Origin of the sequence: Agrobacterium sp. LR_9 (assembly GCF_041954855.1) — a bacterium.
Taxonomy (GTDB): Bacteria; Pseudomonadota; Alphaproteobacteria; order Rhizobiales; family Rhizobiaceae; genus Agrobacterium; species Agrobacterium leguminum.
The window spans coordinates 119,179-131,708 of record NZ_JAVAYA010000009.1 but is presented as its reverse complement, the minus strand read 5'-3'; the positions used below and the strand labels follow the sequence as shown (position 1 = coordinate 131,708).

General features: G+C 60.0%; 14 protein-coding genes. 8 read left to right on the top strand and 6 right to left on the bottom strand.

Features of this window, described 5'->3' with window-relative positions; translation table 11 throughout:
- The first annotated feature begins 6 nt into the window (after positions 1 to 6).
- The 4 genes from RAC79_RS12975 to RAC79_RS12960 all read left to right on the top strand — a co-directional run bounded on the left by RAC79_RS12975 (position 7) and on the right by RAC79_RS12960 (position 4,391).
- Positions 7 to 2,394, top strand: a complete 2,388-nt coding sequence (locus RAC79_RS12975) for a bifunctional diguanylate cyclase/phosphodiesterase (RefSeq protein ID WP_174039529.1) — start codon at positions 7 to 9, stop codon at positions 2,392 to 2,394.
- A 17-nt stretch (positions 2,395 to 2,411) separates the two neighbouring features.
- Positions 2,412 to 3,125: an ABC transporter substrate-binding protein gene (locus tag RAC79_RS12970; protein ID WP_065655945.1), complete on the top strand. Its 714-nt coding sequence runs from the start codon at positions 2,412 to 2,414 to the stop codon at positions 3,123 to 3,125.
- Positions 3,126 to 3,214: 89 nt separating this feature from the next.
- Positions 3,215 to 3,931, top strand: a complete 717-nt coding sequence (pth, locus tag RAC79_RS12965) for an aminoacyl-tRNA hydrolase (protein ID WP_142845446.1) — start codon at positions 3,215 to 3,217, stop codon at positions 3,929 to 3,931.
- Positions 3,932 to 3,938: 7 nt separating this feature from the next.
- Positions 3,939 to 4,391, top strand: a complete 453-nt coding sequence (locus tag RAC79_RS12960; protein WP_142845445.1) for a GNAT family N-acetyltransferase — start codon at positions 3,939 to 3,941, stop codon at positions 4,389 to 4,391.
- A 3-nt stretch (positions 4,392 to 4,394) separates the two neighbouring features.
- Here the strand turns inward: RAC79_RS12960 and clpS are convergent, their stop codons facing one another.
- A complete protein-coding gene (gene clpS, locus RAC79_RS12955) occupies positions 4,395 to 4,706 on the bottom strand; it encodes an ATP-dependent Clp protease adapter ClpS (protein WP_035260429.1) in 312 nt (103 codons plus the stop codon).
- Positions 4,707 to 4,947: 241 nt separating this feature from the next.
- On the opposite strand from clpS, the gene ychF reads away from it, so the two are divergent.
- The 3 genes from ychF (at position 4,948) to RAC79_RS12940 (ending at position 7,281) form a co-directional block, all read left to right on the top strand.
- The gene (gene ychF / locus RAC79_RS12950) at positions 4,948 to 6,051 is read left to right on the top strand and encodes a redox-regulated ATPase YchF (protein ID WP_374997078.1); all 1,104 of its coding nucleotides are present in this window, start codon (positions 4,948 to 4,950) and stop codon (positions 6,049 to 6,051) included.
- A 292-nt stretch (positions 6,052 to 6,343) separates the two neighbouring features.
- Entirely contained in the window at positions 6,344 to 6,817 is a 474-nt protein-coding gene (locus RAC79_RS12945; RefSeq protein ID WP_142845444.1) for a MaoC family dehydratase, read from the top strand.
- Positions 6,814 to 7,281: a MaoC family dehydratase gene (locus RAC79_RS12940; protein WP_065655709.1), complete on the top strand. Its 468-nt coding sequence runs from the start codon at positions 6,814 to 6,816 to the stop codon at positions 7,279 to 7,281. Before RAC79_RS12945 ends, RAC79_RS12940 begins: the two co-directional genes overlap by 4 nt.
- Positions 7,282 to 7,324: 43 nt before the next feature.
- Here RAC79_RS12940 and RAC79_RS12935 read toward each other — a convergent pair whose 3' ends face one another.
- The 5 genes from RAC79_RS12935 to petA all read right to left on the bottom strand — a co-directional run bounded on the left by RAC79_RS12935 (position 7,325) and on the right by petA (position 11,286).
- A complete protein-coding gene (locus RAC79_RS12935) occupies positions 7,325 to 7,867 on the bottom strand; it encodes an adenine phosphoribosyltransferase (protein ID WP_003494623.1) in 543 nt (180 codons plus the stop codon).
- 92 nt (positions 7,868 to 7,959) lie between these two features.
- Positions 7,960 to 8,352: a GFA family protein gene (locus RAC79_RS12930; RefSeq protein WP_142845443.1), complete on the bottom strand. Its 393-nt coding sequence runs from the start codon at positions 8,350 to 8,352 to the stop codon at positions 7,960 to 7,962.
- 84 nt (positions 8,353 to 8,436) lie between these two features.
- The gene (locus tag RAC79_RS12925) at positions 8,437 to 9,348 is read right to left on the bottom strand and encodes a cytochrome c1 (RefSeq protein ID WP_078051785.1); all 912 of its coding nucleotides are present in this window, start codon (positions 9,346 to 9,348) and stop codon (positions 8,437 to 8,439) included.
- A 22-nt stretch (positions 9,349 to 9,370) separates the two neighbouring features.
- Positions 9,371 to 10,693: a cytochrome b N-terminal domain-containing protein gene (locus RAC79_RS12920; RefSeq protein ID WP_065655707.1), complete on the bottom strand. Its 1,323-nt coding sequence runs from the start codon at positions 10,691 to 10,693 to the stop codon at positions 9,371 to 9,373.
- A gap of 14 nt (positions 10,694 to 10,707) precedes the next feature.
- Positions 10,708 to 11,286: a ubiquinol-cytochrome c reductase iron-sulfur subunit gene (gene petA / locus RAC79_RS12915; protein ID WP_065655706.1), complete on the bottom strand. Its 579-nt coding sequence runs from the start codon at positions 11,284 to 11,286 to the stop codon at positions 10,708 to 10,710.
- Positions 11,287 to 11,595: 309 nt separating this feature from the next.
- Here petA and RAC79_RS12910 point away from each other — a divergent pair, with 309 nt between their 5' ends.
- The gene (locus tag RAC79_RS12910) at positions 11,596 to 12,528 is read left to right on the top strand and encodes an endonuclease/exonuclease/phosphatase family protein (RefSeq protein WP_142845442.1); all 933 of its coding nucleotides are present in this window, start codon (positions 11,596 to 11,598) and stop codon (positions 12,526 to 12,528) included.
- Positions 12,529 to 12,530: the final 2 nt, after the last annotated feature.

Genomic DNA, 12,530 nt, shown 5'->3' with positions numbered 1-12,530 from the left:
TCGAACATGGCTCATTCCGTCGAAAGTCGCTTTATCGCGATTGTTTCCGGCGCACTTCTTACAGTGGTCGCCCCGCTCTTCACGCTTTTGCTGACGCTCTCCTACCACGAAGCCATTCGCAGCCAGCGTAACCACCTTGAGATTCTGCTGTCGACCAATGCGCAGGCGCTTGCCCGGCCCCTGTGGGACCTTGATGACGACACCATAAACCAGATTACCGGCACCCTCATTTCCGACCCCGTGATCAGGATGGTCGAGGTCAGGGATACCTCCGGCCAGCTCGATATCGTGCAGACGGCCGACAGCGACATCATTCAGGATGCCGCCTCGACGACGCGCGAAGTGACCTACAAGACCACGAAGGGCTCCGTCACGGTCGGGCAATTGACGATCTATTACGACAATGTCAGCCTTCTGACCTCTTTGAGCCGCACCGAACTGGCCTTCATCACGATTTTCATCCTCGCCGTCCTCACCATCGTTCTTGCCGCCATCGCCGGCAACCGCTTCATGGTCATCCGTCCGCTGATGCGGCTCGCGGCCGCCATCGAGGCGACGCGGCGTCTCGGCTCGCGCCACCACGTCGACTGGCGTTCGAAGGACGAAATCGGCCGGCTGGCGAAAAGCTTCAACGAAATGCAGACCCAGCTCGAAAAGGAAGAGCTGGAGATCAAGAATGCGCATGAGCGCAAGACGGAAATCTACAACCGCACGCCCGCGATGCTGTTTTCGCTCGACAGGCACGACCGCATTGCCGCCGTCAGTGACTATTGGGTGCAAGCGACCGGTTACGACCGCACCCGGATACTCGGCCTGAATTTCGCCGATCTCATCCATCCCGATGACCGGCTTCTGTTCCAGCAGCGCAAGACGGTTCATCCCCTGCCCGATGCCTCGCATAGCGGCATTACCGTGCGTTTCCATTGCATGGATGGCAGCGTCATGGATGCGCTCATCCTCGAAAAGGCCCTTGATTCCGGCGATGCGGCCCATCAGAGCACCTGCCTCTGCGTCATGACGGACGTGACCGAACTGCGCCAGTCGGAAAAGCGCAACCGCCAGCAGGCCATTTCCGACCACCTGACCGGCCTTTTCAACCGCCAGGGCTTCGAGGCCATTCTCGACCTGCAAATCCGCGATGCGGACCGCAACGGCAGCGAGCTGGCCTGCCTGTTCATCGACCTCGACCGGTTCAAGGCGATCAACGACAATCTCGGCCATGCCGCGGGCGACGCCGTTCTCAAACAGTTCACGTTGAAGCTCGAACCACTGCTGACACCGCTGGACAGCGCATCGCGGCTTGGCGGCGACGAATTCGCCATCCTTCTGGCCGGCGAAAAGGTGGAAGAGCGCGCCCTGCAATTCTGCGAGCGCATCTGCGCCATGCTCGACACGCCCTTCGAGATCGAAAGCAACAGCATCCGCCTCAGCGCCAGCATCGGCATGGCGGTCTATCCCCTGCACGCCGCCAGCGCCTCCGAGCTTTTGCAGAATGCCGACATGGCCATGTATACCCGCAAGCGCACCGGCAAGAACGGCTCGCAGGTCTTCGACAGCTCGATAATGGACCGTGCGCGCGAACATGCGGAGCTGGAACGGGATATCGCGCAGGCGCTTTCCGAAGACTGGTTCGAGGCCTATTTCCAGCCGATTCAAGACCTCGCCACCGGCCAGACGGCGGGTTTCGAGGCGCTGCTGCGTCTCAACCACCCGGACAAGGGCCTGCTTTCCCCGGCCACAATCGTCAGCCTTGCGGAAGAAAACGGCACCATCCACCGCATCGGCAATGTCATTCTCGATCAGTCGATCGCCAATCTCGCCCGGCTGTCGCGCCTTCCGGGCATGGAACAGACCTATGTGGCGGTGAATTTCTCGCCGCTGCAATTCGAACCGGGATTGCCGACGCGCATCGCCGGCGTTCTGCACCGCCATGGCATTCTTCCCAGACGGCTGGTCATCGAGATCACCGAAGCCGTTATCATGAAGGACGATCCGCAGGTCCGGGCGATCCTCAATGCCATCCACCAGCTCGGCTGCCGCATCGCGCTGGATGATTTCGGCACGGGTTATTCCTCGCTTAGCTATCTCAGCCGTTTTCCAGTCGATATCGTCAAGATCGACCAGTCCTTCACCCGCTCGATCTGCGACGACAGGATGGACATCAGGCAGCGCAACCGCATGCTGGTCGAAGGCATCGCGGCCATCTCGCACAAGATGAACTGCGCCGTCATTGCCGAGGGCGTCGAGACGGAAGAACAGAAGGCGCTTCTGAGCGATATAGGCGCGGATTTCGGGCAGGGTTATTTCTTCGCACGTCCGCAGCCGGTCGAAAGATTGATCACCTCACTCGACACGGCGTCCGGGCAAAACCGCGCCGCTGCGCGGCAAGCATGAACCGGCAGGGGGCAGCCATGGGATTGATCCGCTTTTGCCTGATCTTTCTTGCACTCGCCACTCCGGCCAGCGCGGCCAAGCTCTTCCTGACCACCGAGGTCTATCCGCCCTATAATCTGCAGGCCAGCGACGGCAGCGTGCGGGGTGTCTATTTCGAACAGCTCAGAACCGTGCTCGAAGACACCGGCACCAGTTACGAGGTCGCCGTCATGCCCTGGGCGCGGGCGATCGCACTGGCCAGAACGCAGGCCATGCACTGCGTCTTCGCCGCCGCGAGAACACCGGAGCGGGAAAAACAGTTCAAATGGGTCACGCCGATCCATATCGACCGCAACATTCTCGTGGCGCGCCGCAACGCGAATATCGAAGCCTCCAGCCTTGAGGAAGCCAAGAAATATCGGGTGGGAACCCAGCGTGGAGATTACACCGAAGCGCTTCTCGAAAAGCTCGGTTTCCCGCAGGTGGATGTCGGCGCGGATTTCGAGATCACGCTTCACAAGCTCAAGGCCGGCCGCATCGACCTGATGCCCATGTCTGAAAGCACCTTCAAAAGCCTGCCCGCCGACACGTTCAGCGAAGTGATAACTCTCTCGCGGCAGCAGCTTGGGCTTGCCTGCAACAAAAGCGTGCCCGACGAGGTCATCGCGAAATTACAGGCCCGGCTGGACAGGCTGATCGCCGATGGAACGCAGCAGCGAATATTCGACCGCTACAATCTCGTCAGCCCCTGAGCCCATCCGAAACTCCATAAAAAGATTGACAGCCGGCGGTTTTCGGGGTGGTGACAACAGCATCATCAGGCAAAACGCGGACATGCCCCATGAAGATCATCGCAGGACTTGGTAATCCCGGCGCGCAATATGCGGGAAACCGTCACAATATCGGCTTCATGGCCGTCGATGCGCTGCAGCGCCTGCCGTCCTTTGCGCCCTGGTCGAGAAAATTCAAGGCGGAGATTTCCGAAGGCGAGATCGGCGGCGAAAAGGTCCTGCTGATGAAGCCGCTGACCTATATGAACCTTTCGGGTGAGTCCGTCGGCGAAGCCATGCGCTTCTTCAAGCTTGCGCCGGCAGACATCATCGCCATCCATGACGAACTGGATTTGCCGGCCGGCCGCGCCCGCATCAAGACCGGCGGCGGCCATGGCGGTCACAACGGCCTGAAATCGCTCGACGCCCATTGCGGCAAGGACTATCGCCGCCTGCGTCTCGGCATCGGCCATCCCGGTGACAAGGAACGGGTGCACGGCCACGTGCTCGGCGATTTCGCCAAGGCCGACCGGGTCTGGCTCGATCCGCTTCTGGACGCCATTGCCGACAATGCCGCCATGCTGGTGAAAGCCGAGGATTCGCAGCTGATGAACAAGCTGGCGCTCGCCACGGGCACCAAGCCGGAAGCCGAAAAGCCGGCCAAGTCAGCCAAACCCGCCGCACAGTCCCATATTCATCAGGCGCGCAACAGCGCCCAGCCGAAAAAGCTGCCGGAAACCGGCCCGATGGCCGAAATGCTGAAACGCATGTTCAGCAAGAAGGACTAGATCGCGGATGTCTTCGGAGCCCATCGTCCTGCGCGCAGCCGGAGCCGGCGATCTGGCCGGATTGCTTGACCTTTACCGGGCGCTCAATCCGTCCGATCCTGAAATGACGGCAGAAGAAGCGAACACGGCTTTCGCAGCCATGCTCGCCCAGCCGGGCCTGACCTTGTTTCTTGCGACCGAAGGCGAAGAAGCGGTCGCCACCGCCACGCTGCAGGTCGTTCCGAACCTGACGCGCGCCGCCCGCCCCTATGCCCTTATCGAAAACGTGGTGACGCTGGAAAACCGTCGCGGCCGCGGATACGGCCGCGCGGTGGTGCGCCATGCCGTCGAGGCCGCTTTTGCGGCGAACTGCTACAAGGTGATGCTGCTGACCGGGCGACAACGCCCGGAGGTTCACGCCTTTTACGAAAGCTGCGGTTTCGTGCAGAACAAGACGGGTTTCCAGATCCGGCAGGATTAACGCTCACTCCTCCGGCTCGGTGGTGAACATCAGCGGAAAACCCGCTTCCTTGCCGAGATCGGTCGCTTCCTTGGCCTTGGTCTCGGCTATATCGCGCTCGCAGACAACGACGACCGCGCTGCCGAAGCGGTGCGCCGTCATCATCACCCGGTGGCCGGTTTCCTCGCTCATCCGGAAGACGGCTTTCAACACCACGGTAACGAACTCACGCGGCGTATAGTCGTCATTCAGCAGAATGACCTTGTAGAGCTTCGGCCGCTCCAGCTTCGGTTTGACTTTCGGTTTCGGCTTGAGATCGACAGGACTGTCACTCATCATGGTCGCTCGTGCCTGTCGCTCATCGCGGTTGTTCATGGGAAAACCCCGTTGATGACGAAAGATCGATCGCTTGACCGGCTTATATTGCGCCGCAACCGCAGCATCGGCAACCCTGCCCGAAATTCCGCACCATTAAAGGGGCTTTGCCCGCACAAATCGGCCCGCGGGCTTGACCTTGCCCTGCCCTTTCCGCAAAAGGCTCCTCAACGAATTCTTTCAAACGGACAGGTTTCAAGCCATGGGCTTCAAATGCGGTATCGTTGGATTGCCAAATGTCGGCAAGTCCACTCTCTTCAACGCGCTGACGAAAACGGCAGCGGCGCAGGCGGCCAACTATCCCTTCTGCACCATCGAGCCGAACACCGGCGAAGTGGCGGTTCCGGATGCGCGCATGAAAATCCTTGCCGACATTGCCGGCTCGAAGGAAATCATCCCCACCCGCATCTCCTTCGTCGACATAGCCGGCCTGGTGCGCGGCGCGTCGAAGGGCGAAGGCCTCGGCAACCAGTTCCTCGCCAATATCCGCGAAGTGGACGCCGTTGTTCACGTTCTGCGCTGCTTCGAAGATGACGACATCACCCACGTCGAAGGCCGCATCAACCCCGTGGCCGATGCCGAAACCATCGAGACCGAGCTGATGCTTTCCGATCTCGAAAGCCTTGAGCGCCGCACGGAACAGACCCGCAAGCGCGCCACCGGCAAGGATAAGGAATCGCTGGCGCAGCTGCCGCTGATGGAAGCCTCGCTGAAGCTCCTGAACGAAGGCAAGCCGGTCCGCACCCTGCTCTCCACGCTGGATGCCGAAGAACTGCGCATCCTTCAGGGCCTCAACCTCCTGACCGCGCATCCGGTCCTCTACGTCTGCAACGTCGCCGAGAGCGACGCCGTCGACGGCAACGAACATACCAAGGCCGTTGCCGAAATGGCCAAGGCCCAGGGTGCGGAATCCGTCGTCATCTCCGCGGCGATCGAATCCGAAGTCGCGCAGCTTCCCGATGAAGAGGCGAAGGAATTCCTCTCCGCCCTCGGGCTCGAGGAAGCAGGCCTCGACCGCCTGATCCGCGCCGGCTACAAGCTGCTCGATCTCATCACCTATTTCACCGTCGGCCCGAAGGAATGCCGCGCCTGGACCATCGAGCGCGGCACCAAGGCCCCGCAGGCCGCCGGCGTCATCCACTCCGATTTCGAACGCGGCTTCATCCGTGCCAACACCATTGCTTACGACGACTATGTCGCCTTCAAGGGCGAAGTCGGCGCGAAGGAAGCCGGCAAGGCTCGCGACGAAGGCAAGGAATATGTGGTTCAGGACGGCGACGTCATCCACTTCCGCTTCAATACCTGATCTGGGTTGAGGTGAGGACGGTCGGGGCGTAGTCGCCCGGACATCGCGGCACGGTCTCTTCTCCCCGGCGGGGAGAAAGTGGCGGAAGGGTCGGATGAGAGAGCAAGCTCTCCGAATATATCGATCCTCGCCCCTTATCCCGCTGGCGCGACCTTCTCCCTCTTCGGGGAGAAGAAACACGTGGCTCCCCGCTCGCCCCATTCCTCTGCATTGCATCCTCGATTTGACCTTTACGTAAAGGGAAAAATCATTTTAGATGCCGCCGATATTGACTGCGCGAAGGGAGGAAACCATGACGCCGGTCGCGACATATGCCTATGAGGATTTTTCCGTCGGTCGGGAATTTCCTTTGGGCCCGCAATGGATCTCCGCAGAGCAGATCATCGCCTTCGCCAGCGAATTCGACCCACAGCCGATGCATCTTTCCGAAGAGGCTGGCCGCCAGAGCATTCTCGGCGGCCTGGCGGCTTCCGGCTGGCACACCTGCAGCCTGCTGATGCGGATGATGGCGGACAGCTACATCTCGAACTCGACCTCGCAGGGCAGCCCCGGCATCGATTTCGTCGACTGGAAAAAGCCGGTTCTGGCGGGCGATACGCTTGTCGGAAAATCCATCGTGCTGGAACAGCGGCCCTCCGCGTCGCGCCCCGGCATCGGCCTCGTGAAATTACGCCACGAGCTTTATAACCAGCACGGCGTTCTGGTGTCGCACGGGGAAAACACCGTGATGTTCCTGATGCGCGGCAATGGAGGCGTTGCAGCATGAAACTGGCAGAACTTTCTCCCATCGGCGAACGTGTCACCCTCGACACGCTGCATTTTTCCGCCGAAGACATCATCCGTTTCGCGCGCGATTTCGATCCGCAGCCCTTTCATCTCGACGCGGAAGCCGCAAAGAATAGCGTTTTCGGCGCTCTCTGCGCTTCCGGCTGGCACACCGGCGCAGGCTGGATGAAATGTTTCCTCTCTCACTGGGCCAAAGAGGTAAAAAGGTTGAAGCTACAGGGCCTTGAGCCGCCCAAACTCGGCCCCTCCCCCGGCTTTCGCGAACTCAAATGGAAAAAGCCGGTCTTCGCCGGAGACGATGTCACCTATTTCGTGACCCTGCTCGACACCCGAGCGCTGGAATCCAGAGCCGGCGTCTGGCTGAACACCACATTTAACGAGGGCGTCAACCAGTCGGGAGAAACAGTGATGACCTTCCAGAGCGGGGTTCTGGAATTCGAATAGAAAAGCGTCGGGGCAATAGCGTCATCATTGCCCCGTTACCATCTCAGTGGCCGGAAAATTCCACCAGTGTGCGCACCTCGACACCGAGGTCTTCCAGCTTCTTGCGGCCACCGAGATCGGGCAGGTCGATAACGAAACAGGCGGAAACGATTTCCGCACCCATCTGCCGCAGCAGCTTGACCGCACCTTCGGCAGTGCCGCCGGTGGCAATCAGATCATCGACCAGAATGACCTTTTCGCCCGGCTGTACAGCGTCCACATGCATTTCCATTTCGTCGACGCCGTATTCAAGGCTGTAGGCGACACGGACGGTGGTGTGCGGCAGCTTGCCCTTCTTGCGGATCGGCACGAAACCGGCCGATAGCTGATGCGCCACCGCACCGCCCAGAATGAAGCCGCGTGCTTCCATGCCGGCGATCTTGTCGATCTTGGTTCCCGCATAGGGCTGCACGAGTTCGTCCACGGCACGGCGAAAAGCGCGGGGGTTGCCGAGCAATGTCGTGATGTCCCGGAAGATGATGCCCGGCTTCGGATAGTCGGGAATGGAACGGATGGCAGCGGAAAGCTCCGAAGCGATAACGGTCATGGTATTTCCAGTTGAGATAAGGGAAATGGATCAGAAGGTTCGGACCACCCTATCAACTTGACGGCTGCGGACCAACTAAAAAGGGCCGGTGCTCACTCCGCCGGCGACATTCCCTCGATCCGCGCCCAGACCGGGCAGACATCCTCGAAGGAATGCGACAGGGGCCGCAGCGCCTCATCGTCCCTGTCATCGAAACTTCCAAAGACCAGCGCAACCGTCGGCGCGTCGTCGACGGCGCCAAGCGTGCTGCCGCAGGTCGGGCAGAAAGCCCGGCTGGAATAATCGGAGGATCGGAAAGTCGAAGGCGCGCCGCCCTCTCCCGTCCACGTCACCGCATCCTTCCCGAACTCCACCCAGGCAAGACTGGGGGCACCGGAATGGCGCTGGCAGATATCGCAGGAGCAAGTGTGCGGATTACCTGGCTCGCCCTTCGCTTCAAAACGGATGGAGCCGCACAGGCAGCCGCCGTTACGAATTGTCGTCATTTCCACCATCCCTCCCGGCACATGAAAAGGCCCCCACGGAAGACCGTGGAGGCCAATGACTGACAGGCATCTTCTGGATGCCGATCAATGTTCCTTGTTGGCGTAGACCGATTTCTTGGTGAGATAGATCAGCGCCGTAAAGATGAACAGGAACACCATGACCATGAAGCCGGTGCGCTTGCGCTCTTCCAGATGCGGTTCTGCCGCCCACATCAGGAACGCAGCGACGTCCTTGGAATATTGGTCCACGGTCTGCGGCGCGCCGTCATCATAGGTCACCTGATCGGCACTGATCGGCGGCGCCATCTTTAAGGAAGTGGCGCTGACGAAGTACGGATTGAAGTGCGTGCCTTCCGACACCTTGTACTCCGAACCATCCGGGTTTTTTATGCCAGCCGGCGGATCCTGATATCCGGTCAGCAGCGCATGGATATAATCCGGGCCGCCTTCCTGGTAACCACCGACGATCGGGATCATGTCGATGATGAATTGCGGAAAACCGCGCTCCACGCCACGCGCCTTGGCGAGCAGCGACATGTCGGGCGGGGCCGCTCCGCCGTTGGCGGCAGCGGCCGCCTCATGGTTGGGGAAAGGCGAAGGGAAATGATCGGAAGGCACGGCCTTGCGATTGTACATTTCACCATCGGCGTTCGGCCCGTCCTGTACCTCATATTCCGCGGCGAAAGCCTTCACCTGCTCCTCCGAATAGCCGAGATCCTCCAGCGTGCGGAAGGAAACGAGGCTCATGGAATGGCAGGCGGAGCAAACTTCCTTATAGACCTTCAGGCCGCGTTGCAGCTGGCCCTTGTCGTATTTGCCGAAGGGTCCGGCAAAGGACCAGCTCTGCTCCTCGGGCTTGATGACCGGGAAGTGATTGCCGGCAATCGCATGCGTGGCCTGGGCGGCGAGATCGTGGCTTTCTTCCGCCGCCGAAGCGACGGCGACGGAACAGCCGATGGCGGTGATAAACGCGATGCTCGTTACAAGCTTCTTCATTGTCGTCATCCTTCCTTCACGCTCAGACTTCAGCAGCCGCAGATGCGGCACCTGTCTTGGCGGCGTTCTTTTCGAGAACGGCCTCGGTAATCGAATTCGGAATACGCCGGGGCGTTTCGACCAGACCGAGGATCGGCATAATGACGAGGAAGAAACCGAAGTAATAAAGCGTGCCGAGCTGCGAATAGCCGACATAATTGCCTTTCAGCTCGCCGGTGAGCAGGCCGAGCAGGCCAGTTCCTTCCGCCGGGCGTGAACCCAGCCAGCCGAGCATGATGGCATTGACCACGAACAGCCAGAAAAACATCTTGTACCAGGGACGATAGACGGCGGAACGCACCTTCGACGTATCGAGCCAGGGCAGGAAGAACAGCACGACGATCGCGCCGAACATCACGAGAACGCCGCCCAGCTTGGAATCGATGATCCAGATGTTGAAAGTGATGGCGCGCAGCATGGCGTAGAACGGCAGGAAGTACCATTCCGGAACGATATGCGCCGGCGTCTTCAGCGGGTCGGCCATGATGTAGTTGTCGGGGTGGCCAAGGAAGTTCGGCATGTAGAACACGAACCAGGCATAACCGATCAGGAACACGGAAACGCCGAGCGCATCCTTCAGCGTCGCATAGGGCGTGAAGGGAACCGTGTCGGTCTTGCTCTTCACTTCAACGCCGGTCGGGTTGGTCTGGCCGGTCACATGCAGCGCCCAGATGTGCAGGATCACAACGCCTGCGATCATGAAGGGCAGCAGATAGTGAAGCGCAAAGAAGCGGTTCAGGGTCGGCTGATCAACGGCAAAGCCGCCGAGCAGGAACTGCTGGATCCATTCGCCGATGGCGGGGAACGCGGTGAAGAAGCCGGTGATAACGGTTGCGCCCCAGAAGGACATCTGGCCCCAGGGCAGAACGTAGCCCATGAAGCCCGTCGCCATCATCAGCAGGAAGATCACGCAGCCGAGAATCCAGAGGATTTCGCGCGGCGCCTTGTAGGAGCCGTAATAAAGGCCGCGGGCGATATGCAGGTAAACCGCGATGAAGAAGAACGACGCACCATTGGCATGCATGTAGCGCAGCAGCCAGCCATGGTTGACGTCGCGCATGATCTTTTCGACGGAATTGAAGGCGACCGTCGTTTCGGCCGCATAATGCATGGCCAGCACGACGCCGGTGAGGATTTGCACCAGCAGCATGACGGAAAGCATCGCGCCAAAGGTGTAGGCGTAGTTCAGGTTACGTGGGACAGGATAGGCAACGAAGCTGTCATAGATCATGCGCGGCAAGGGAAGCCGCGAATCGATCCACCTTTCGATGCCGGTGGACGGCTGATAACTGGAATGACCACTCATGAATATCTGTCCCCTTATCCGATCTTGATCACGGTATCGGATGTGAATGCAAATGTCGGGATGGCGAGGTTTTCCGGCGCCGGACCCTTACGTATGCGGCCCGCCGTATCGTAGTGCGAGCCATGGCAGGGACAGAACCACCCGCCGAAATCGCCGGCCTGGCCGAGCGGAACGCAACCGAGATGGGTACAGGAACCGACCATGACGATCCAGTTTTCCTTGCCCTCGCCGGCGGAGCGGTCGATATCCGTCGCCTGCGCGTCGGCGGCGATGTTGGCATTGCGCGCCACAGGATCCTTCAGATCGCCGAGAGCGACGGCCTTGGCTTCCTCGATTTCCTTCTCCGTGCGGTTGCGGATGAAAATCGGCTTGCCGCGCCACTTCACGGTAAGCGACATGCCCGGCTCGACGGCCGTGACATCCACCTCGATGGAGGCGAGCGCCAGCGTCGATGCATCGGGACGCATCTGGTCGATAAAGGGCCATGCGACGGCGGCGGCACCGACAGCGCCCGCCATTCCCGTCACTAGGTAAAGAAAATCGCGACGGGTCGGTTCACCCGAAGCGTCGTGATTGGTTACGTGCTCGCTCACCGCTACACCATCCTCTGCGCTGTTTTTGCCGTAAATCGCATGAGTCCTCCCGCTATGATTTGATCCAAGACAAACTCCGTCCCATCGTCCTGGTCATTCTCGCGGCATTTGAGAAACCGCGTCATGTGTTTGATCGCAAAATATTGACTGACTTGGCAAGAGCAAAGCACACAAAGCTGCCGTAATTCTGCCGGAGGGGGCCGATTTGGCTCGCATTTTTTCGCCGTCCTTGGCAGGCGGGCAACATTGTGCGCATCCATGCACCATGTTAGGAGACTTCAAGGGAGAGCGCGGAAAGCAGGGATTCGGATGACGGCGAAGCTCTCTTGCATGGTCTCCACGGCGGTGGCTGCCGTTCTTTTCGTCGCCAGCCTGCGTTATGTGACGGATTTCTGGCTTCTCGCCTTCGTCACCAGTTTCCAGCTGCACATCGCCATCGTCTGTATCCTGCTCTCATGCCTCGTTTTCTGGCTGACGCGCGACGCGGTTTCCGCGCTCCTCGTCGTGTGGTCGCTTGCGCTCGCCATCCATGCCATTGCCATGCTTCTGGAATTTTCCTCATCCGCCAACCCGGCGCCGGGCGCCAAACCATTCCGGCTGCTGTCCTTCAACGTGCTGATGGACAATGCCACCAATGCGGATGCAATTGCCGACACGATTCTCGAATCGGGCGCGGATGCGGTCTATCTCTTCGAGGCGGCGGCGCTGAAGTCGGCCCTGCCGCGACTGCAGCAAACCTATCCGCACAGGCTTGGCTGTTACACCGGAACGCCCGGATGCGATCTGGTCATCCTGTCAAAAAGACCGTTGCTGGAAGGCCGTTTCCATAGTCTCAGCGATCTTCGGCGGGATCGGTTCGCCATAGCCCATATCGATCTCGACGGCACGGAACTGACGCTCGCCGCCGGGCATATCACCAAGCCCTATTTCGACGATTATCATCGCGACGAACTCGATGAAGTCAGTGAAATTCTCTTTCGCGTCACCGGGCCGCTCATTCTGGCCGGAGATTTCAATTCGGCCAGCATCGCCCCTGACATGCGCGCTTTCCTCGCCGCCAACGATCTGAAAAAAGCGACCTTCGAACCCGCCACATGGCCGACAGAGGCCGGCCGCTTCGGCATCGCCATCGACCACATCTTCGCCCGCGAACCGGCGACGCTGATGAAAACCACCCGCCTGCCCGACAGCCTCGGCTCCAATCATTATGGCCTGATGGCGGATTTCATGATCGGGAAATAGCC